Consider the following 20,854-nt stretch of genomic DNA (forward strand, 5'->3'; position numbering starts at 1 on the left):
CGTTGATCGCTGCAATGCAGCATGGCGTGCATGTCACCCATGCGCCCCGCCATCACCCAAAATCCTGACATTCGCTATCTCGGGCGCCTGCTCGGGGATGTCATTCGCGTCTATGGCGGCGAGCGCCTGTTCAAACAGACCGAATATATCCGGTCCGCCTCCGTCGACCGGGCGCGTGGCGTCGCCCCGGCTGAGGGCGTGGACAGTGGTCTGGATGCGCTGACGCTGGACGATACGCTCGCCTTCGTGCGCGGCTTCATGCTGTTCTCCATGCTCGCCAATCTCGCCGAGGACCGCCAAGGCGTCGCCGCCGAGCCGGGGGCGGACGTTGCCAGTGCGACCGCCAAGCTGAGCGAGCATGGCGTCAGCCCCTCCGATATCGTCAAGCTGCTGGAGACGGCGCTGGTGGTGCCGGTGCTGACCGCGCACCCGACGGAAGTGCGCCGCAAGTCGATGATCGACCATCGCAACGTCATCTCCGATCTCATGGCCCTGCGCGATACCGGCGCGAGCGAGACGGATCATGGCGAGCCGATCGACGAGGCGATCAGCCGTCAGATCGCCCTGCTGTGGCAAACGCGGCCACTGCGCCGTGAGCGGCTGTTCGTGCGCGACGAGATCGACAATGCGCTCTCTTATTTTCGCGACATCTTCATGCCGGTGCTGCCGAGCCTTTACGCCCGCTGGGACCGGGTGCTGGGGCAGCGCGTCCCCAATTTCCTGCGGTTGGGCACTTGGATCGGTGGGGACCGGGACGGCAATCCCTTCGTCCAGGCTGAGCAGTTGCGCACGGCGCTGGGCCGGGCGAGCGGATCGACCCTGCGCTTCTATATGGATGCGCTGCACGAGCTGGGCGCGCAGCTCTCCATCTCCAGCGAGCTTGCGGCCATCCCTGCCGGCGTCCGCGATCTGGCAGCGGCCAGCGGTGACGAGGCTGCCAGCCGGCGCGACGAGCCCTATCGCCGGGCCGTGGCGGGTATCTATGCGCGCGTCGCCGCGACCTATGAACAGCTCATCGGCACCCCGCCGCCGCGCCCCTCACGCCTTGCGGGCGAGCCTTATGCCGATGCGGGTGAGCTGCGCGCCGATCTCGCGACGCTTGGGCGTGGCCTCGCCGTCGAAGGCAATGGCGCGCTCGGCAGTGGCGGCGGCCTGGCCCGTCTGATCCGCGCGGTCGAGCTGTTCGGCTTCCACCTCGCCACGCTGGACATGCGCCAGAACAGCGCGGTGCATGAGCGCGTCGTCGCGGAATTGCTCAAGGTCGCCGGTGTCGAGCCGGATTATCTCGCGCTCGATGAAGAGGCGCGCGTGGCTCTGATGCGCCGCGAACTGGCCACCAACCGCCCGCTGGGCTCCCGCTTTGCCGACTGGAGCGAGGAAACCGCCACCGAACTCGGCATCGTGGAGGCCGCCGCAGAGGCGCATCGCCGCTATGGCGCGGCCTGCATTCGCCATTACCTCATCTCCAAGGCGGAGAGCGTGTCGGACATGCTGGAGGTGAACATCCTCCTCAAGGAAGCCGGCCTGTGGCGCGCGGCGCAGGGCGAGGGCGCGCCGTATGCCCCGATCATGGCCGTGCCCTTGTTCGAGACGATCGCGGACCTTGAAAAAGCACCTGCCATCATGCGCGATTATTTCGCCCTGCCGGAGATCGGTGCGCTCGTCCGGGCGCGCGGCCATCAGGAAGTGATGATCGGCTATTCCGATTCCAACAAGGATGGCGGCTATCTCACCTCGACCTGGGGCCTGTACGAAGCCAGCCTTGCGCTGACACCGGTGTTCGAGGAAGCCGGCGTTGCGATGCAGCTCTTCCATGGGCGCGGCGGCGCGGTCGGGCGCGGCGGCGGCTCGTCCTTCGCAGCCATTCAGGCACAGCCGCCCGGCACGGTGCAGGGCCGCATCCGCATCACCGAACAGGGCGAGGTCATCGCCGCCAAATATGGCACGCTGGAGAGCGCGCGAACCAATCTCGAGGCGGTCACCAGCGCGGCCCTGCTGGCCAGTCTGGAGCCCGAGCGGCTCTCCCCTGCGGACAACGAGCGCTTCACCCAGGCAATGACGCGCATTTCCGGCCTCGCGTTTGAAGCCTACCGCGGGCTGGTGTACGAGACCAAGGGCTTCCGTGAGTTCTTCCGCGAGCTGACCCCCATTCAGGAGATCAGCGGCCTCAAGATCGGCTCGCGTCCGGCCAGCCGCACCAAGAGCAATCGCATTGAGGATCTGCGCGCGATCCCATGGGTCTTCTCCTGGGCCCAGGCCCGCGTGATGCTGCCGGGCTGGTATGGCGTCGGGCAGGCGCTGCGGGATTTCGGGGACGACGCGCTACTCAAGGACATGGCGCAGGCCTGGCCCTTCTTCCGCGCGAGCATGGCAAACATGGAAATGGTGCTCGCCAAGTCGGATCTGGAGATCGCCGCCAAATATCTGCCGCTGGTCGCGGACCGCGCGGTGGGCGATCCGATCTTCGAGCGCATCCGCGAGGGCTGGAATCTTGCCCATGACCAGCTGCTCGCTGCCACCGGGCAGACCCATTTGCTGGCGGACAGCCCGGCGCTGGACGCCTCCATCCGCTTGCGGCTGCCCTATATCGAGCCGCTCAATCTGCTGCAGGTGGAACTGCTCAAGCGCCACCGCGCCGGGGAGACCGACCCGCGCATTCGCGAAGGCATTGAACTCTCGATCAACGCAATTGCCACGGCCCTGCGCAACAGCGGATAAGGAACGGCTGGCGGGCAGGCGTTGCGGCCCCCTCTCACTCGTCCCGTTCGCCCGAGCTTGTCGAAGGTCTGCTTTCCTCTTCCCCGGCCAGAGGAAAAGGACGGCCCTTCGACAAGCTCAGGGCGAACGGAAGGGTAAGCCATTAAAAAAAACGGCCGGGAGGAAACTCCCGGCCGCTTCTTTTCATGCGATCTGCTCAGATCGAGCGGATCGCAGTCACTGGTGATCAGAACTTGGCAACAACACCGACCATCGGGCGGAAGCTGTTGAAGTTACCGCGCGTGTCGACCTGCGCACGCAGACGGATGTTGCTGGTCTCGGCCGTGCTGCCCATGTCGGCCAGCGAAAGCTCGACGCCACCGCCATAAGTCACGCCGTGATAGTGGCGATCGGTGTCGGCCAGCGGCACGGTCTTGTCATTGAACTGGGTCCACTGATAACCGACCTTGGCGAAGAACATGCTGTCCTTACCGGCCTTGAGGCCCAGACGGCCTGCGGCGCCATATTCCCAGTCGATGTCCTTGTCGAAGCCCTTGGCGACGCTACCTTCGGCACCGACCACGACGGGGCCGAGGTCGTAGTTCAGACCGGCCACGCCTTCAGCGACCCAGCCGCGATAGCCGCTCGGCGGTCCACCTGCGGGCTGCTGGTTGTCGAAGTCATGCAGGCCGCCCATCACGCCGACATAGGGCTGCAGGCCCTGCGCGTCCTGTGCCAGAGCCGGGGCCGAGAGACCCGCTGCCAGAGCAACGGCGAGGGTGAGGGGAAAAGCTTTCATAACACTGAACCTTCTATTAACAGAACAGGACTGTTTAGGTCCTCGTTTCGCGACCGACCTGCGTCGATCACTGTCCCTAAAATGGCTCAGCCAGATGAACCGTTCCCGAATGAATTGTGGAGCAATTGTGGAAAGGCCCCGCTGTTGCACATGTGCTACACAACGGGGCCATTCACTTGGCGTTCAGTTTTACTTGAAGACTTCGCGATAGTATTACAATCGCGCAGGCAATCTTGCCTTAGGCTTCACTCACCGTAGCCTTCACGATCTTGCCCGGCTTTGCCGGCGGCTCGCCCTTGGGCAGCGCGTCGACATGCTCCATGCCTTCGGTCACAACGCCCCAGACGGTATATTGACGATCGAGGAACGTCGCATCGTCGAAGCAGATGAAGAACTGGCTGTTGGCGCTGTTCGGGTTGGAGCTGCGTGCCATAGAGCACACGCCGCGCACATGCGGCTCGCTGTTGAACTCGGCCGGCAGATCGGGAAGCTTCGAGCCGCCCATGCCGGTGCCGGTCGGGTCGCCGCCCTGCGCCATGAAGCCGGGGATCACGCGGTGGAACACCACGCCATCATAAAAGCCGTCCTTGGCAAGCGCGCTGATGCGCTCGACATGCTTGGGGGCCAGATCGGGGCGCAACTGGATCACGACGTCGCCGGTGTCGAGCGTCAGGGTAAGGGTCTGGTCGGCCATGGGGGCAGTCTCCTTGTCTCTACCGGCCTCGGGTCGCAATGCGGAGCGGAAGCGGGCGGGGGAATGGAGCCGCCTCTATAGTGACTGCTTTCGTCAAGGGAAGGCTGCATGACGTTGCATTTGCCCCGGGCATGGGCAAAAGGAGCGATTATCGAGAGCAGGCGTGGCCAGTGGCGGCCGCAGCCGGAAAGGGAGGCGCCGCATGAGCGAGACCGAGGCCGCATCGCAGCCCGGCGCGATCCCTCCCGAGGAGGAAGACGCGCTCGTCGATACCAATCTGGACGAGGACGATCGTCTTCGGCCGGAGTTCGTCTCTGCCGTTCTGTCCGCCGTCGAGGAGGGCAAGGACGATGCAGCGCAGGCGTTGGTCGAGACGCTGCACCCCGCCGACATCGCCGATCTTCTCGAGCTGACGCCCGAGGATCGCCGGGCCGGGCTGGTTCATGCGCTGGGCTCGCTGGTCGGCGCGGAAGTGCTGTCCGAGCTGAACGATTATGTGCGCGATACCGTCGTCGAGGCGCTCGAGCTTGAGCAACTCGCGGAACTGGCCGGCGAACTGGATACCGACGATGCCGTCGCGATCATCGAGGATCTCAACGAGGAGGACCAGCAGACCGTCCTCGATGCGATGGAGCCGGAAGACCGCGCCGCCATCGAGAGCGCGTTGGGCTATCCCGAGGAATCCGCAGGCCGACTCATGCAGCGCGATCTGGTCGCGGTGCCTGAGCATTGGACCGTCGGCCAGACCATCGACTTTTTGCGCGATACCCGCGACCTGACATCGGATTTCTGGGAAATCTTCGTCGTCGACGCGGCCCATCGGCCCATCGGCTCCTGCCAGCTCTCCTGGGTGCTGCGCTGCCCGCGCGAAATCGCCATGAGCGATGTGATGAAGCGCGAGCAGACGCTGATCCCAGTCGACATGGATCAGGAAGAGGTCGCGCTGCGCTTCCAGAAATATGCGCTGATCTCGGCAGCGGTGGTCGATCCGGGCGGGCGGCTGGTCGGCATGATTACCGTGGATGACGTGGTCCACATCATCCAGGAAGAAGCCGGCGAAGACATTCTCCGCCTGTCGGGCGCCGGTGAAGGCGACATCAACGAGCCGGTGCGGGAGAGCTACAAGGCGCGCGTGCGCTGGCTGCTCGCCAATCTCATCACCGCGTTGTTCGCCACCGCCATCATCGCTGCCTTTGAGGATGCAATCGCGAAGATGGTTGTGCTGGCGGTGCTGATGCCCATCGTCGCCAGCGTGGGTGGCAATGCCGGCAGCCAGACCATGGCGGTCACCGTCCGCGCCCTTGCCACCAACCAGATCACCGCCTCCAACACCTGGCGCATGATCATGCGCGAATTGCGCGTGGCCGTGCTGAACGGGGCGACGGTCGCGGTGGTGCTCGGCATCGGGGTCGGGCTGTTCTTCCAGGACCCCTTGCTGGGCGGAGTCATCGGCTCCGCGATGGTGCTGAATATCGTTACGGCCGGCTTTGCGGGAGTCGCCGTGCCCATCCTGTTCGAGCGGTTCAACGTCGATCCTGCGGTCGCCTCCTCGATTTTCGTGACGACGGTCACCGATTCGATGGGCTTCCTCTCTTTCCTGGGCCTGGCCACGCTGGCGGGACTCACCAGCTGAACCGTATCGTTTGACGTATGACGATATGAACCATATATGGTCCGCATATTGTCTATATGCGGAGCGGTTCATGGGTTTGGTCAAGATCGAGGATGGGTTGCATGAGGAAGCGCGCCGCACCAGCGCCGTCATGTGCCGCTCCATCAATGCTCAGGCCGAGTTCTGGATGAAGATCGGGATGCTCGCCGAGGCCCATCCCACATTGTCGTTCAACGAGATCGTGAAGATGGAAAAGGACCGGCAGGACCTCGCCACCGCGCAGGCCGCCTGAGATGGTCAAGACGCCGGACGAACTCGCCCTCATGCGCATCTCCGGCCGCTTGCTCGCATCGGTCTTCGAGATGCTGGACGGCGAGGATCTTGTCGGCCGCTCCACCATGGCGGTCAACGATCTGGTCGAGCGCTTCATCGTCGATGATCTGGCGGCACGTCCAGCGAGCAAGGGGCAATATGGCTTTGCCTATGTGCTCAATTGTTCGATCAACGAGGTCGTCTGCCATGGCGTGCCGGATGCCGACCGGATCATTGCGGATGGCGACATCATCAATCTCGATATCACGCTGGAGAAGAACGGCTTCATTGCCGACAGCAGCAAGACCTATCTCGTCGGCACGGTCTCGCCCGCCGCGCGCCGGCTTGTGCGTGTTGCCCAGCAAGCGATGTGGCAGGGCATCCGCCAGGTGCGCCCCGGCGCGCGCCTCGGCGACATCGGCTTTGCCATCGAGCGCCACGCCAAGAAGCAAGGCTACTCGGTCGTGCGGGAATATTGCGGCCATGGCATCGGGCGCGAGATGCACGAGGACCCGCAGGTGATGAACTTCGGCCGTCCGGGCACTGGCCTCACACTGCGCGAGGGCATGGTGTTCACCATCGAACCGATGGTCAACCAGGGCACGCGCGGCGTGATGACCAAGGGCGACGGCTGGACGGTGGTGACGAAGGACCGCAAGCTTTCCGCGCAGTTCGAGCATACGGTTGCCGTAACGGCGACCGGCGTCGAGGTGCTGACGCTGCGGCGGGACGAGCAGCCGCTGGCGGCGTGAGGGAGCTTTGGGCTGCGTGGCTGGTGCATATGCCGGCTACTCGCAGCGATTATGGAGGCTGCTCGGCCAGAGACAGCGACATTGCAGACGGTATTTCCGTTCGTCCTGAGTAGCTGCTGAGCTTGTCGAAGCGGCGTATCGAAGGACTTGCCCTCGGGCTGCAGTGCTTCGATACGGCTCTTCGGTACGCGCCTGCGGCGCTACTCAGACCCTACTCAGCACGAGCGGTGAGGGTTGGGGGGAGGGCGCGCCGTACTATGCTTGCCATTCACTCGCTGTATCTGAGCGGGGGAGGCTGCCCGCCAGTAGGATGTCCGGGCGTTCTGATTTGGCGGAGACGTCTCCCTCCTCTTCAGAGGAGGGGTCGGGGGTGGTGGCGATGCGTCAGCATCGCGCGTTCAGCGGATGACGGCGCGGTCGCTGCACCACCCCAACCCCTCCCCTGAAGAGGAGGGGCTAACAACTGGCTCCCACGACGGCTCGGGCCTATCGCCCTGGCTTTACCCCTCGCGAGCCTTCACCGATCCGCCACAATCGCGCGCAGACCTACGCCGATTGTCGCGCGGGGCTGGGGCATTTCGGATGAAGCGACGGGGTAAGCGCAATGGTCGGCCATATAATGGCCGCCGGGGCGGTGATTGCCTGACAGGCCGATACCGCCGACCGGTGCATTGGGCGCGAGCGCATAGGTGGGTCGGTTCCAGTTGACGATGCCGGCGCGGCTGTTGGCCCAGAAGCGATCATAATGTTCGGGGCCACCGCCGATCAGCGTCGCGGACAGGCCGTGGCGGGTGCTGTTGGCTTCGATGATCGCATCGTCGAAGCTGGCGACGCATATGACCTGCAAGATCGGGCCGAACAGTTCTACGTCGCTGCGCGGTGCCATGGCCGTCACGTCGATGATGCCGGGCGTGACGAAGGGCAGGCCTTCGACCGGGCGCTGCATGTGCCGGATCGGCCGGCCGCCATGGCTCATCAGATAGAGGAAGCTTTCGGTGAGGCCGTCGGCAGCGTCCATGTCGATCACCGGCCCCATGAAGGGGAGCGGATCGGCGGTCGGCGGGCCGACGATCAGGCGGTCCGTCAGCGCTTTCACCGCAACGAGCAGCGGCTCGGCGAGGGTGTCGCGCACGATGAGGCGGCGGGCGGACAGGCAATGCTGCCCGCTCATGTCGAAGGCCGACTGGACGATGAGCGCGGCCGCGCTGGCGATGTCCGGCGTGTCCCAGGCGATGATCGGATTGTTGCCGCTCATTTCCAGGGCCAGCAGCTTGCCGGGCTGGTCGGCGCAGGCGCGGTTGATGGCGCGGCCGGTGCGGGTCGATCCGGTGAAGAGCACGCCGTGAACGTCCGGCGCCGCGGCCAGCGCTTCGCCGGTCGCCGGGCCACCGATCACGCATTGAACCTGATCGTGCGGCACGCCGGCCTCATGCAGCAGACGCACCAGCATTTCGCCGGTGGCGGGCACCTTCTCCGAGGGCTTGAAGAGCACGCCATTGCCTGCAAGCAACGCCGGCACGATATGATCGACCGGAATGCGCGCGGGCAGGCAATGCGGGGTGATGATGGCGAGCACGCCATGCGGCTTGTGGCGCAGCGCGGTGCGGGCGCCCATCGCGCCTTCGCTCTGCCGCTGGCCCGTGCGTTCGGAATAGGCCTGTACGGCCTTCTCGACCCGCTCGAACAGGCTGATCACCTCTTGCCGCGTGGACCAGAGCGGTCGCCCGGTTTCGCGCGAGATCAGGGTCGCGAAGGCCTCCTCACTGGCGCGCACGGCATTGGCGAAGCGGCGCATGGTCTCGATGCGGACGGCGGAGGAGAGGCCTGCCCATGCGGTCCATTGGTGCGCCACCAGCGCGATCTGCGCGGCGGGGTCGGCCTCCTGCCCCTGCCAGACGACCTCGCCCGTCGCCGGATCGAGCGATTCGACGACTGAAGGCTCGTGCGGAGCCTCGGTGGCATGAAGCGGCGCGTGCAACATGGAGCGGCTATGCGGCGCAATTAGTTTCCAGCGGATTTACGACGCGCGCTCCGGGGCGCGCACCGGCTTATGCGCTGCGCGAGGCGAGCGGCTGGCCGGGCACCGGGCCGTGCGCCGCCCCCATGGCGCGGATCGCCTCGATCTTGGCGTAAAGCGGGCTCCAGTCATCGCGCTCGGCGATGGACGCCCAGAGGGCCTCGACTTCCTCGATGTGCATCGAGCAGGGCGCATCGCCGTGCCAATAGGGATGGTCACCAGCGCCGGGCCGTAGGGTGAGGGGCTCGCGCGCGGTCCGGACCTTGTCCCACGCTGCGCCCGAATAACGCGATTCGGCACGGTCGCCACGCCGCCAATCGAAGAAGAAGCGGTCGATGAGCACATCGCTGCCGCGCAGCGCCTCGACAGCGGCGACCACGAAAGCGCGGCCGGCCTCCGAGTCCGGCGCGTCGAGGCCCAGCCGCCAGAGGAACCGCTCGATCAGGCGACTCTCATAAATGGCCGGAAAACGCCGAAGCACCTCGACCAGCGCCTCCGTCTCCGCATGCTCCACCAGCGATTGCGCCAGTTGCGCGACATCCCAGTGGATTGCCTCGGCCTGGCGGGCGAAGGCGTAGAGGCCGGTCTGGTCGAAATAGGCGGCGGTAAAGCCCGGCTCCCAGCGCGGGGTGAAGCGCCATGGCCCATAGTCGAAGCTCTCGCCCGTCACCGCGATGTTGTCGCTGTTGAGGACGCCATGGACGAAGCCGGCGACCATATAGCTCGCGGCGAGATCGCCCGTGCGCGCGACGACCGCCTCCAGCAGCGTGAGCGCGGGCACCTCGCCCGGCTCCACCGCCAGCAGATGGCGCAGGCAGTAGTCGATCAGCCGTGCGCTCTCCTCGCGCTGGCCGAGATAGGCGAGCCGCTGGAAGCTGCCGATGCGGATATGGCCGTGGCTGAGCCGCACCATTACCGCCGAGCGGGTGGGGGAAGGCTCGTCGCCGCGCACCAGCGGCTCGCCGGTTTCGACGATCGAGAAGGTGCGCGAGGTGGTGACGCCCAGCGCTTCCAGCATTTCGGTCGCGAGGATTTCGCGCATGCCGCCCTTGAGGGTCAGCCGTCCGTCCGCGGTGCGGCTCCACGGGGTGCGGCCCGAGCCCTTGGTGCCCAGATCCAGCAATCGGCCGCCTGCGGGCGCGGCCTCGCGGATCTGGGCGAACAGAAAGCCGCGTCCATCGCCAAGATCGGGATTGTAAGTACGGAATTGGTGACCGTGATAGCGCAGCGCCAAGGGTGTCGGCTGCGCGTCGGGCAGGGGCGTGAAGCGGCCGAAATGGCTGATCCATTGCGCATCGTCGAGTGCCGCCAGCCCCACCGTGCTGGCCGCGCGATCATTGCGGAAGCGCAGGATCGTCTGCGGGAAATCCGCCGGCTGCACGGGGTCGGCCAGAAAATCCGCAATTGAAGCTATTGCGCGTTCCGGATGAAATATGTCTGTCTTAAGCGCTGCGTCCATGCTCTGATATGGGGGGCGCCCCGGGAAAGGATCAAGCTTGTCGGGCTATGAAGACAAATATTGGTGGTCGCAGGACAATTTACGGCTGCATTACCGGGACTATCCGGGCCGGGAGGATCGGCCGCCGATCCTGTGCCTGCCAGGCCTGACGCGCAACGTCCGCGACTTCGAACCGGTGGCAGAGCGGCTGGCGGGCGAATGGCGCGTTATCGTGGTGGAACTGCGCGGGCGCGGCGAGAGCGCCTATGCCAAGGATCCGATGAGCTATGTGCCGCTGGTCTATCTGCAGGATCTGCTCAAGCTGATCGATGAGTTGGCCCTGCCGCGCTTCGTGGGAGTCGGCACGTCGCTGGGCGGGATCATGCTCATGTTGATCGCGGCGACGCGGCGCGGGAGCCTTGCGGGCGCGCTGCTCAACGATATCGGGCCGGAGATTGCCGAGGAAGGGCTGGAGCGCATCCGGCAGGGGGTCGGTACCGGTAGCGCGCAGCCGACCTGGGTCCATGCGGCGCGAGCGGTGGCGGATGTGCAGGGGGTGATCTACCCCGATTACAAGCTGACCGACTGGCTGCGCATCGCCAAGCGGCTATATCGACTGACGAGCCAGGGGCGCATCGTGCTGGATTATGACCAGCGCCTCGCCGAGCCGTTTCGGGCGCCCGGCGGTGCGGCGGGCGTCGACCTGTGGCCGGCGTTCGAGGCGATCGGCGACATCCCGCTCACCTTGGTGCGTGGCGCGCTCAGCGATCTGCTGACCGTCCGGACGGCGCAGGCGATGCAGGCGCGCCTGCCGCAACTCGATCTGGTGACCGTGCCGCGGGTGGGTCATGCACCCACGCTCGAGGAGCCAGAAGCGGTGGCGGCACTCGACAGGCTGCTCGCCAGGATCAGCGGGAAGCCATGACGCGGCGGGCGGCCCGGCGCGATCTCTCCCGCGAGCCGCTGCGCGTGCTGCAAATTCACCGCACCTTCGATCTGGGCGGAAAGGAAGCGCGCCTTGCCCGGCTGATGAACCGTTGGGGCGGGCGGATGCAGCACGACATCCTACTGGGCGAGCCGGGCGCCACTGCTGCGCAAGCCTTGCTCGACCCCGCGCTGAAGGTGCGCTTTCTCGATTCGCCCGCGCTGGAGGGGGCCGCGACCTTCGCCCGCTTCAACGCGCTGGCCAAGGCGATGCGCGGCTATGACCTCATCCTGAGCTTCAATTGGGGCGCGATCGATGGCGTCATGGCGCACCGTCTCTTCCGCCGGCTGCGCTGCCTGCCGCCGTTGATCCACCACGAAGAGGGCTTCGATGTGGACGAGGCGTTCGTCCGCCAGGCCGCTCGCAACCGCTCCCGCCAGATCGCCTTGCAGGGCGCGCGGGCGCTCGTCGTCCCGTCGGCGCAGCTGGCGCATATCGCACAGGCGGAGTGGCGGCAGCCCGCCGAGAAGGTCCACCAGATCCCCAACGGGCTGGATGTCGCCGCCTATGAGGGCACCCGACCGGTCACTGCGATTCCCGGGCTGGTGCCCGACGGGCGGCTGATCGTGGGCACCGTCGCCAATCTGCGGGCAGTCAAGAACCTGCCCCGGCTCGTCCGGGCGGTGGCGCCGCTGCGCGACCGGCTGCGCCTGGTCATCATCGGTGACGGGGAGGAGCGGGAGGCGATTCTGGCGGAGGCGGAGCGGCAGGGGATGCACGATCTGCTGATGCCGGGTGCCCTGCCGCGCCCACAGGATTATGTAGGCGCCTTCGATATTTTCGCATTGTCCTCCGATAGCGAGCAGTTCCCCACGGCCCTGATGGAGGCGATGGCGGCCGGCCTGCCGGTGGTCGCGACCGACGTCGGCGATACCCTTGGCATGGTCGCGCCGGACAACCGGCCCTTCATCGTGGCCCCCGATGCGATCGATGATTTTCAGGCTGCCCTTGCAGAACTGGCCGGGGATGCCGATCTGCGTCGGACTATCGGGGCAGCCAATCGCGACAGAGCGAGGCGCTGTTTCGATGAAGCCGTGATGATCCAGCTCTACGCCCGGCTCTATGGTGAGGCGGTCGGTAACGAACTGGCGTTATTTTGAGTTTTGTGGCATTTTAGCACTTGGTTTGAGGAAAATGCTGGTAAAGGCGCTCGTGGCTGGCTTGCGAAGCTGGCCGATGGGGCACTGAGGAGTTTCATTTGTTCAAGGGCTTGAAGCCGATCGTCTATGGCGGTCGCGAGGTGTGGCCGGTTATCGAAGGCGGCAAGGGCGTTGCGGTCTCCAATCACATGAGCTCCGGGGCATGGGCTGCCGCTGGCGGCATCGGCACCGTGTCGGCCGTGAATGCGGACAGCTATGATGCCGACGGCAATGTCATCCCGCAAATCTACCATGGCCGCACGCGCCAGCAGCGCCATGAAGAGCTGATCGCCTACGCCATCGAAGGTGGTGTGGAGCAGGTGAAGCGCGCTTATGAGATGGCCGGCGGCAAGGGCGCCATCAACATCAACGTGCTCTGGGAAATGGGCGGCGCGCAGGCCGTGCTGCAAGGCGTGCTGGAGCGCACCAAGGGCATGGTCGCAGGCGTGACCTGCGGGGCCGGCATGCCCTACAAGCTCAGCGAAATTGCTGCGCAGCATCAGGTCAGCTACCTGCCGATCGTCAGCTCCGGTCGCGCTTTCCGCGCGCTGTGGAAGCGGGCCTATCACAAGGCTGCGGAATGGCTGGGCGCGGTTGTCTATGAAGATCCGTGGCTGGCCGGTGGCCATAATGGCCTTTCCAATGCGGAAGACCCGACCAAGCCGGAAGATCCCTATCCCCGCGTGAAGGCGCTGCGCGACACGATGCGCGAGGGCGGCATCAGCGACGAAGTGCCGATCGTGATGGCCGGTGGCGTCTGGTATCTGCGGGACTGGAGCGACTGGATCGACAATCCGGAGCTGGGCGCGATTGCCTTCCAGTTCGGTACCCGTCCGCTGCTCACGCAGGAAAGCCCCATTCCGCAGGCGTGGAAGGAGAAGCTGATGACGCTGGAGGAAGGCGACATCCTCCTCCACCGCTTCTCGCCGACCGGCTTCTATTCCTCCGCGATCCGCAATCCCTTCCTGCGCGATCTCGAGGCGCGCTCGGAGCGGCAGATTGCCTTCTCCATGGAGGAAGCGGGCGACCACAACCATCAGCTCGATGTCGGCATCAAGGGCCGCAATTACTGGGTGACCCGCAACGATCTGCTGCGCGCCCGCGAGTGGGTGCTGCAGGGCTATGAGACTGCGCTCAAGACGCCCGACAACACGCTGGTCTTCGTGACCGACGAGGACCGGGCTGTCATCCGCAAGGATCAGGCCGATTGCATGGGCTGCCTCTCGCATTGCGGCTTCTCGTCGTGGAAGGACCATGACGATTATTCGACCGGTCGCCTTGCCGATCCGCGCAGCTTCTGCATCCAGAAGACCCTGCAGGACGCAGTGCATGGCGGCGATGTCGACAAGAACCTGCTGTTCGCCGGCCATGGCGCCTATCGCTTCAAGCAGGACCCCTTCTACTCCAACGGGTTCGTACCGACCGTGAAGCAACTGGTCGACCGCATCCTCACCGGGGATTGATGAGCATGATGCGCACGCCGGACATGCCGGGCCTCGCCATCCTCAAATATCGCGCGGCGGATTATCAGGTGGTCCGCTCGGGCCGTTTCGTGATCTGCGCCGTGAGCGGGGTGGAAATCCCGCTCGGCGAACTCGCTTACTGGAGCGAGGCGCGGCAGGAAGCCTATCGCAGCGCGATCGAGGCGACGAAGGCGCTGGCGGGTTAAAGAGCGGAAGCCAGCCCCACCTTATCCCTTTCTCGTCACTCCGGACTTGATCCGGGGTCTCGCAGCCTTTTGCGGTGAGCGAAGAAGAAGCGGGATCCCGGATCAAGTGCGGGATGACGTGAGGTTAGGAGCGAGCTGTTCGCTCAAACCCAGCCTTCGAGAATCTGATCCGGCGGCCGGTCGCCGCCGACCCACATGCGGATGTTGGCGATTACCCGCTCCCCCGAGGCGATGCGGCCCTCGAAGGTCGCCGAGCCCATATGCGGGGTCATCACCACATTGGGCAGAGCAAGGAGGCGCGGGTCGATCTGTGGCTCGAACTCCCACACATCGAGGCCGGCGCCGGCAAGCTGCCCGGCCTCCAGCGCTTCGATCAGCGCCTCTTCATCCACGATGCCGCCGCGCGAGGCGTTGATGAGATAGACATGGGGACGCAATAGCCCGATGCGGCGCCGGTCGATGAGGTTCTCGCTCTGCGCATTGCGCGGTGTGTGGATCGTCAGGATGTCGATGCTGCGCAGCATCTCATCGAGGTCGGGGTGCCAGATCGCATCCACTTCCTGCTCGGCGACCTCGGGCAGGCGCTGGCGATTATGGTAGTGGATGGTGAGCCCAAAGGCGCGGGCGCGGCGGGCGACGGCGCGGCCGATGCGGCCCATGCCGACGATGCCGAGCGCCTTGCCGCCGATGCGGTGACCGAGCATGTTGCTGGGGCTCCAGCCGGTCCACTCGCCGGAGCGCACCAGCTTCTCGCCCTCGGCCAGGCGGCGCGGCACCGAGACGATGAGCGCCATGGTCATGTCCGCCGTGTCCTCGGTCAGCACGCCGGGCGTGTTGGTGACGATGATGTTCTTCGCGCGGGCGGCGGGCAGGGCGATGTGGTTCACGCCGGCGCCATAATTGGCGATCAGCTGCAGCGCATCGCCTGCGCCGGCGATCAGACCGGCATCGAGATCGTCCGTCACGGTGGGCACCAGCACGTCGCACTGCTGCATGGCTTCGTGCAGCTCGGCGCGGGTCATGGGATGATCGTCGACATTGAAGCGGGCGTCGAACAGTTCGCCCAGCCGGGCTTCCACCGCTTGCGGCAGACGCCGCGTCACGATCACGCGGGGCGAAGCGGGCCGGGGACGCCTGGACATGTGGCGGGAATGCTCAGCCGAGCGCGGAAAGGCAAGCGGCAATTCGCGCAAGGCTGCTTCCGGTTGATGCCATGCGGTGGCCGTGGCAGAAGCGGGCCTTATGGTGTGGGCATTTTCCGGGAGATCGATGGCATGAACGCGCGCGGGCTATTCACGGCTTTTGCGACGCTGGCCCTGGGACTGGGACTGGGGCTGGGTGCTGCCGGCGCGCAGGCGCAAACCGGTCGCCCGACGCCCTATTGGGCCTCACTCTCCAAGGGGGAGGCCAAGATGCGCGTGGGGCCAAGCGCGGACTATCCGGCGAGCTGGATCTACCGCCAGCGCGACCTGCCGGTGAAGGTGGTCGAGGTCTATACCAATTGGCGAAAGATCGAGGATCCGGACGGCACGCAGGGCTGGATGCATGTGCGGCTGCTCAAGGATGAAGCGACCGCGATCGTGAAAGATGGCATTGCCCAGATGCGCGACGGCCCCTCCGAGAGCGCCCGCCTGCTGTTCCGCCTGGCGCCGGGCGTCGTGGGGCGGCTTTCCGGCTGCTCGGACGGCTGGTGCGCCATGGAGGTGAACGGCCGGCGCGGTTATGTGCAGGCCGCGAGCCTGTGGGGCGCGCTGGACTGACGGTAATCTAAGCGTGGGCGTGCCCGTTGAGGCACGCCAGCGACGCCTTTGAGATTATCGCGGCAGCGTCGCTGCTTCCTTCGCCAGCGCTTCCACGGCTGCGGGATCGAGCGGCCCCTTGGGCACGACCCAGCTTCCGCCGACGCAGCCGACGAACGGCTGGGCCAGCCATTCCGGCGCATTGGCCGCGGTGATGCCGCCGGTCGGGCAGAAGCGCACGCCGCCGAAGGGTGCCGCCAAGGCTTTGAGCGCGGGCAGGCCGCCGCTGGTCGAGGCCGGGAAGAATTTGAAGCGCTCAAGCCCCAGATCCAGTCCGCGCATGATGTCCGCCGCCGTCGCGACGCCCGGGAGCAGGGTGGCGCCATTGGCGATCGCGGCCTTGCCGAGCGGCTCGGTGAGGCCGGGCGACACGATGAACTGCGCGCCCGCCTCCAGCGCCTGATCGATCTGCCGGGGGTTGAGCACGGTGCCGGCCCCGACCACGGCGCCGGGCACTTGTGCCATTTCGCGCATCACCTCGAGCGCGACGGGGGTGCGCATGGTGACCTCGAGGGCCGGCAGACCTCCGGCGACCAGCGCCTGCGCCAGCGGGACGGCATCCGCCAGGGACTCCACGATCAGTACCGGGATCACCGGTGCCAGCGCCATTACGTCATCGACAGTCATGCTCATGCTTTCTTCTCCCGCCATGCAGCGGCGGCGCCATAAAGGCCAATTTCAGGATGGGTTGCCAAGCGAACCGGAATGGTTCTCATCAAGGCTTCGAAGCGACCCTTTGCGGTGAAACGATCATGGAAAGCGCTATTGTTCACGAGGAAGTCGCGCATCCGCTGCGTCAGTCCGCCGGCCAGCACCACATGATGCGGCCCATGCGCCAGAGCGAGGTCGCCGGCCGTGGCGCCATAGCTCATGCACAGCCGCTCCAGCGCCGTGCGGGCGAGGGGATTGCTGCCATCCAGAGCGGCGGCCCACAGGTCCGCGTCGTTCATCAGCGTGACCGGCGCCTGGCTGATCGTCGCCAGCGCCCGGTAGAGTGTATTGAGCCCCGGTCCGGAGACGATCCGCTCCGTCGAGACCCGCACGAGATCGGTGCGCAACTGCGCGAGAATGCGGCCCTCCAGCGCGTCGAGCGGCGCGTAATCGACATGACCGCCCTCGGTCGCGACGATATGCGGCACGCCCTCGTCAAACGCGATCATCGCCACGCCAAGACCGGTGCCGGGGCCGAGAATCGTGACCGAGCCATTCTCGGGAAAGGCCTCGTCGGGCCCGAAGAGCAGCGGCAGATCGCTGAGCGGCAGCCGCGCAATGGCGTGGGCCACCGCCTCGAAGTCATTGACCAGCCGCACCGCCGCAACGCCGAGATCATCGGCCAGCTGGGCAGGGCGGATGATCCAGCTTGAATTGGTGAGCTTGATGACCTCTCGCCCGATGGCGGTGGCGAAGGCGATGGACACCCGCTCGGGCGCCGGTCCCTCGTCATCGGCCAGAAAGGCCCGCCAGCAGCTCTGCAGGCTGGCATGATCGGCGACCTTGTATTTGCGCACGGTGCCCAGCGTGGGCACGCCGCGCGCATCGAGCGTGGCACGGGCGAAGCGGGCATTGGTGCCGCCAATATCGGCGGCGACAAGATCGGTCATAGTTCCGCATCCATCGCTGCCAGCAGCGGCGAGGCGCCCGCTTCCGCCAGATCGCTATTATGGCGGAACAGGGCGAACAGTTCCCGACCGGTGTCATAGGGCGGCGGCGGCGCTTCGGCCTGATGGCGTGCATCCCATTCCGCGGCATCGACCTTCGCTTCCAGCGTGCCGCTCTCGGCGCAGACGCGGACGATGTCGCCATCGCGCAGCTTGCCGATGGGGCCACCGCCCAAGGCCTCGGGCGAAAGGTGAATGGCGGCAGGCACCTTACCGCTGGCGCCCGACATGCGCCCGTCGGTCACCAGCGCGACCTTGAAGCCCTTGTCCTGCAACACGCCGAGCGGCGGGGTGAGCTTGTGCAGTTCCGGCATCCCGTTGGCGCGCGGCCCTTGGAAGCGCACCACGACCACGACATCCCGGTCGAGTTCACCCGCCTTGAATGCGGCCATGACCTGATCCTGATCGGAGAACACACGGCACGGCGCCTCGATGGTCCAGCGTTCGCGGTCCACGGCGCTGGTCTTCATGATGCAGCGGCCGAGATTGCCGGCGAGCAGCCGCATTCCGCCATCCGCGCTGAACGGATTTGAGAGCGGGCGCAGGATCGCCTCATTACCCGGCGCGGTCGGCGGCGCATCCCAGACGAGCGCGTCATTTTCCAGCGTCGGCATCCGCCCGTAATCGGTGAGGTCGGCGCGGGCGACGGTCATCACATCGCGGTGCAAGAGGCCACCGCGCAGCAATTCGGTGATGATCCAGGCCATGCCGCCTGCCGCGTGGAAGTTGTTCACATCGTCCGCGCCATTGGGGTAGACGCGCGCCAGCAATGGGACGGCGGCAGACAGCTCGGCCAGATCCGTCCAGTCGATGACGATTCCTGCCGCCCGCGCGATGGCGGGCAGGTGGATGGCATGATTGGTCGATCCGCCGGTCGCCAACAGGCCGACGGCGGCATTCACGATCGCCTTCTCATCGATGCACTTGCCGAGCGGGCGATAATCATCGCCGTCCCAGCCGATGGAGGCGACACGATGCACGGCGGCGCGGGTCAGTTCGCTGCGCAGTTTGGTGCCCGGATTGACAAAGGCGGCGCCAGGCATGTGCAGACCCATCACTTCCATCATCATCTGGTTGGTGTTGGCCGTGCCGTAGAAGGTGCAGGTGCCCGCGCCATGATAGCTGGCGCTCTCGCTCTCGAGCAGTTCCTCGCGCCCAACCTTGCCCTCGGCATAGAGCTGGCGGATGCGCTGTTTCTCCTTGTTGGCGAGGCCCGAAGGCATCGGCCCGGCTGGGACGAAGATCGTCGGCAGGTGGCCAAAGCGCAGCGCGCCCATCAGCAGGCCGGGCACGATCTTGTCGCAGATGCCGAGCATCAGCGCGCCCTCGAACATCGCATGGCTGAGCGCCACGGCGGTCGCGAGCGCGATGGTGTCGCGCGAAAACAACGAAAGCTCCATGCCGGCCAGGCCCTGCGTCACGCCGTCGCACATCGCGGGCACGCCGCCCGCGACCTGCGCCGTGGCGCCCACTTCCCGCGCCGCGATCTTGATCGCCTCCGGGTAGCGGCCATAGGGCTGATGCGCCGAGAGCATGTCGTTGTACGCCGTGACGATGCCGATGTTCATGGCATTGCCGGCGCGGATCGCCGGCTTGTCCTCACCGCTCGCGGCAAAGCCATGGGCGAGGTTGCCGCAGGAGAGTCGATCGCGGTTGGTGCCGGCATCGCGCCCGCGCTCGATGAGGTCGAGATATTTGCGGCGACTGACCGCGCTGCGCTGGACGATGCGCTGCGTGACGGCGGCGACGGTGGAATTGAGATCAGTCATACCAGCTTGCTCCATCGCGCTCGATCAAGGCAATGCCAGCGGATGGCCCCCAGGTGCCGGCGGCATAATGCACGACCTGCTGGCCGGATTCCTGCCAGCTCTGCGTGATGGAATCGATCCAGGTCCACTGCGCTTCCACCTCGTCGCGGCGCACGAACAATGTGGTGTCGCCCTCCAGCAGATCCAACAGTAGCCGCTCATAGGCGATCCGTCGGCGCTCACCGGCAAAGGCGTGTGTGAGCGAGACGTCGAGGCCGACTTCCTGCAGCTTCACGCCATCCCGGTCGAGCCCCGGCCGCTTGGCCATGATGCACAGGCGGATGTTCTCGTCCGGCTGCAGGCGGATGATCAGCGAATTGGGCTCCAGCGCGCGATCATAGCCGTTGCGGCGGAAAATGCTGTGCGTCACCGGCTTGAACTGGATGAGAATTTCCGACTGGCGGTTGGGCATGCACTTGCCCGTGCGCAGATAGAACGGCACGCCGGTCCAGCGCCAATTGTCGATATGGGCCTTCAACGCCACGAAGGTCTCGGTATCGCTGTCCTTGCCCAGTTCCTCGGCATAGCCGGCGATGATCTTGCCCTTCACTGCGCCGTCGCGATACTGGCCGCGCACGCTGTGGGTGCGGACAGTTTCGGGCGTCATCGGGCGCAGCGAGCGCAGCGCTTTCACCTTCTCGTCGCGCACCGAGGTGGAATCCATCCGCGCGGGCGGCTCCATGGCGATGATCGAGAGGATCTGGAGCATGTGGTTCTGCACCATGTCCTTGAGCGCGCCGACGCCGTCATAATAAGAGACGCGGCCCTCCAGCCCGACCGTCTCGGCGACGGTGATCTGGACATGATCGATGGCGCCCCCGTTCCACAGCGGCTCGAACAGGCGGTTGCCAAATCGAAGCGCCATCAGGTTCTGCACCGTCTCCTTGCCCAGATAATGGTCGACGCGGAAAATCTGCTCCTCATCGAACAGGTCGCCAATGGCGTCGTTCACCACCTTCGACGAGGCGAGATCCTTGCCGATGGGTTTTTCCATGGCAATGCGGGTGTGCGCATCGACCAGACCCGCAGCTGCGAGGCCCTGAGCGGTGGGCGCAAAGAGCGAGGGCGGGGTGGACAGATAGACTGCGATGGGACCATCGCCGAGCGCCTTCGCCCGTTTCGCCAGCGCATCGAAATGCGCCTGTTCGCCGGCGGACACGGCGCAATAGCTGATCTTTTCGAGAAAGGCGGTAACGCGCGCCTCATCATGATGCTCATCGGCCAGATAGGTCGCCAGCGCCTTGCGGATGGTCTCGCGAAAGGCCGCGTCATCCATCTCGGACCGGCCGGAGGCGAGGATGTTGAACGGCTCGGGCAGCAGCCCGTCGCACAGCAGATGATAGAGCGAAGGAAACAGCATCCGGTGCGCCAGATCGCCGGTGGCGCCGAACAGGATGAGTGTCGCGGACTTTTCGAACAAGACTGGGGACCCTTCGTGGCCTGATGAATTGCGCACCTGAGCGGGACATTACAGG

General features: G+C 65.8%; 18 protein-coding genes. 9 read left to right on the plus strand and 9 right to left on the minus strand.

Annotated elements, in window-relative coordinates:
- The first annotated feature begins 30 nt into the window (after positions 1 to 30).
- The gene (gene ppc, locus M2334_RS03970; protein ID WP_413716429.1) at positions 31 to 2,718 is read left to right on the plus strand and encodes a phosphoenolpyruvate carboxylase; all 2,688 of its coding nucleotides are present in this window, start codon (positions 31 to 33) and stop codon (positions 2,716 to 2,718) included.
- Positions 2,719 to 2,944: 226 nt separating this feature from the next.
- Here the strand turns inward: ppc and M2334_RS03975 are convergent, their stop codons facing one another.
- Positions 2,945 to 3,496, minus strand: coding sequence for an outer membrane beta-barrel protein (locus M2334_RS03975; RefSeq protein WP_181560520.1), 552 nt, complete (start codon positions 3,494 to 3,496; stop codon positions 2,945 to 2,947).
- A gap of 238 nt (positions 3,497 to 3,734) precedes the next feature.
- Positions 3,735 to 4,190, minus strand: a complete 456-nt coding sequence (locus M2334_RS03980) for a peptidylprolyl isomerase (protein ID WP_181560519.1) — start codon at positions 4,188 to 4,190, stop codon at positions 3,735 to 3,737.
- A gap of 202 nt (positions 4,191 to 4,392) precedes the next feature.
- Between M2334_RS03980 and mgtE the strand changes: the two genes are divergently transcribed.
- From mgtE to map, 3 genes are all read left to right on the plus strand, one after another.
- Complete coding sequence (mgtE, locus tag M2334_RS03985) at positions 4,393 to 5,823, plus strand: magnesium transporter (RefSeq protein WP_181560518.1); 1,431 nt, start codon at positions 4,393 to 4,395, stop codon at positions 5,821 to 5,823.
- A 70-nt stretch (positions 5,824 to 5,893) separates the two neighbouring features.
- Positions 5,894 to 6,094: a ParD-like family protein gene (locus tag M2334_RS03990; protein ID WP_181560517.1), complete on the plus strand. Its 201-nt coding sequence runs from the start codon at positions 5,894 to 5,896 to the stop codon at positions 6,092 to 6,094.
- Position 6,095: 1 nt separating this feature from the next.
- Complete coding sequence (gene map / locus M2334_RS03995) at positions 6,096 to 6,866, plus strand: type I methionyl aminopeptidase (RefSeq protein WP_264575070.1); 771 nt, start codon at positions 6,096 to 6,098, stop codon at positions 6,864 to 6,866.
- A gap of 517 nt (positions 6,867 to 7,383) precedes the next feature.
- On the opposite strand, the gene M2334_RS04000 is transcribed toward map, so the two are convergent.
- Together M2334_RS04000 and M2334_RS04005 are read right to left on the minus strand one after the other, a co-directional pair.
- On the minus strand, positions 7,384 to 8,847 hold the full coding sequence (locus tag M2334_RS04000) for a succinylglutamate-semialdehyde dehydrogenase (protein ID WP_264593938.1): 1,464 nt from the start codon (positions 8,845 to 8,847) through the stop codon (positions 7,384 to 7,386).
- Positions 8,848 to 8,914: 67 nt separating this feature from the next.
- Positions 8,915 to 10,342 (minus strand): protein adenylyltransferase SelO family protein, encoded by a 1,428-nt coding sequence (locus tag M2334_RS04005; RefSeq protein WP_264604830.1) that lies wholly within the window; start codon positions 10,340 to 10,342, stop codon positions 8,915 to 8,917.
- A gap of 37 nt (positions 10,343 to 10,379) precedes the next feature.
- On the opposite strand from M2334_RS04005, the gene M2334_RS04010 reads away from it, so the two are divergent.
- The 4 genes from M2334_RS04010 (at position 10,380) to M2334_RS04025 (ending at position 14,114) form a co-directional block, all read left to right on the plus strand.
- The gene (locus M2334_RS04010; protein ID WP_264604831.1) at positions 10,380 to 11,246 is read left to right on the plus strand and encodes an alpha/beta fold hydrolase; all 867 of its coding nucleotides are present in this window, start codon (positions 10,380 to 10,382) and stop codon (positions 11,244 to 11,246) included.
- Positions 11,243 to 12,406, plus strand: coding sequence for a glycosyltransferase family 4 protein (locus M2334_RS04015; RefSeq protein WP_264604832.1), 1,164 nt, complete (start codon positions 11,243 to 11,245; stop codon positions 12,404 to 12,406). The genes M2334_RS04010 and M2334_RS04015 overlap by 4 nt, the downstream gene beginning before the upstream one ends.
- Before the next feature lie 98 nt (positions 12,407 to 12,504).
- Positions 12,505 to 13,908 carry an NAD(P)H-dependent flavin oxidoreductase gene (locus tag M2334_RS04020; protein ID WP_264571194.1) on the plus strand — a complete coding sequence of 468 codons (1,404 nt, stop codon included), beginning with the start codon at positions 12,505 to 12,507 and terminating at the stop codon, positions 13,906 to 13,908.
- Positions 13,908 to 14,114: a DUF2093 domain-containing protein gene (locus tag M2334_RS04025; RefSeq protein ID WP_264571193.1), complete on the plus strand. Its 207-nt coding sequence runs from the start codon at positions 13,908 to 13,910 to the stop codon at positions 14,112 to 14,114. Before M2334_RS04020 ends, M2334_RS04025 begins: the two co-directional genes overlap by 1 nt.
- 143 nt (positions 14,115 to 14,257) lie before the next feature.
- Here the strand turns inward: M2334_RS04025 and M2334_RS04030 are convergent, their stop codons facing one another.
- Entirely contained in the window at positions 14,258 to 15,256 is a 999-nt protein-coding gene (locus M2334_RS04030) for a 2-hydroxyacid dehydrogenase (RefSeq protein ID WP_264604833.1), read from the minus strand.
- A gap of 132 nt (positions 15,257 to 15,388) precedes the next feature.
- Between M2334_RS04030 and M2334_RS04035 the strand changes: the two genes are divergently transcribed.
- A complete protein-coding gene (locus M2334_RS04035) occupies positions 15,389 to 15,874 on the plus strand; it encodes an SH3 domain-containing protein (protein WP_264604834.1) in 486 nt (161 codons plus the stop codon).
- Positions 15,875 to 15,928: 54 nt separating this feature from the next.
- On the opposite strand, the gene eda is transcribed toward M2334_RS04035, so the two are convergent.
- The 4 genes from eda to zwf are packed head-to-tail and all read right to left on the minus strand — an operon-like array spanning position 15,929 to position 20,799.
- Entirely contained in the window at positions 15,929 to 16,546 is a 618-nt protein-coding gene (eda, locus tag M2334_RS04040; RefSeq protein WP_264604835.1) for a bifunctional 4-hydroxy-2-oxoglutarate aldolase/2-dehydro-3-deoxy-phosphogluconate aldolase, read from the minus strand.
- Complete coding sequence (locus tag M2334_RS04045) at positions 16,543 to 17,514, minus strand: glucokinase (RefSeq protein ID WP_264604836.1); 972 nt, start codon at positions 17,512 to 17,514, stop codon at positions 16,543 to 16,545. Before M2334_RS04045 ends, eda begins: the two co-directional genes overlap by 4 nt.
- Complete coding sequence (gene edd, locus M2334_RS04050; RefSeq protein WP_264604837.1) at positions 17,511 to 19,340, minus strand: phosphogluconate dehydratase; 1,830 nt, start codon at positions 19,338 to 19,340, stop codon at positions 17,511 to 17,513. Before edd ends, M2334_RS04045 begins: the two co-directional genes overlap by 4 nt.
- Positions 19,333 to 20,799: a glucose-6-phosphate dehydrogenase gene (gene zwf / locus M2334_RS04055; RefSeq protein WP_264604838.1), complete on the minus strand. Its 1,467-nt coding sequence runs from the start codon at positions 20,797 to 20,799 to the stop codon at positions 19,333 to 19,335. The genes edd and zwf overlap by 8 nt, the downstream gene beginning before the upstream one ends.
- Positions 20,800 to 20,854: the final 55 nt, after the last annotated feature.

It is taken from the genome of Sphingobium sp. B11D3D (assembly GCF_025961755.1).
Taxonomy (GTDB): domain Bacteria; phylum Pseudomonadota; class Alphaproteobacteria; order Sphingomonadales; family Sphingomonadaceae; genus Sphingobium.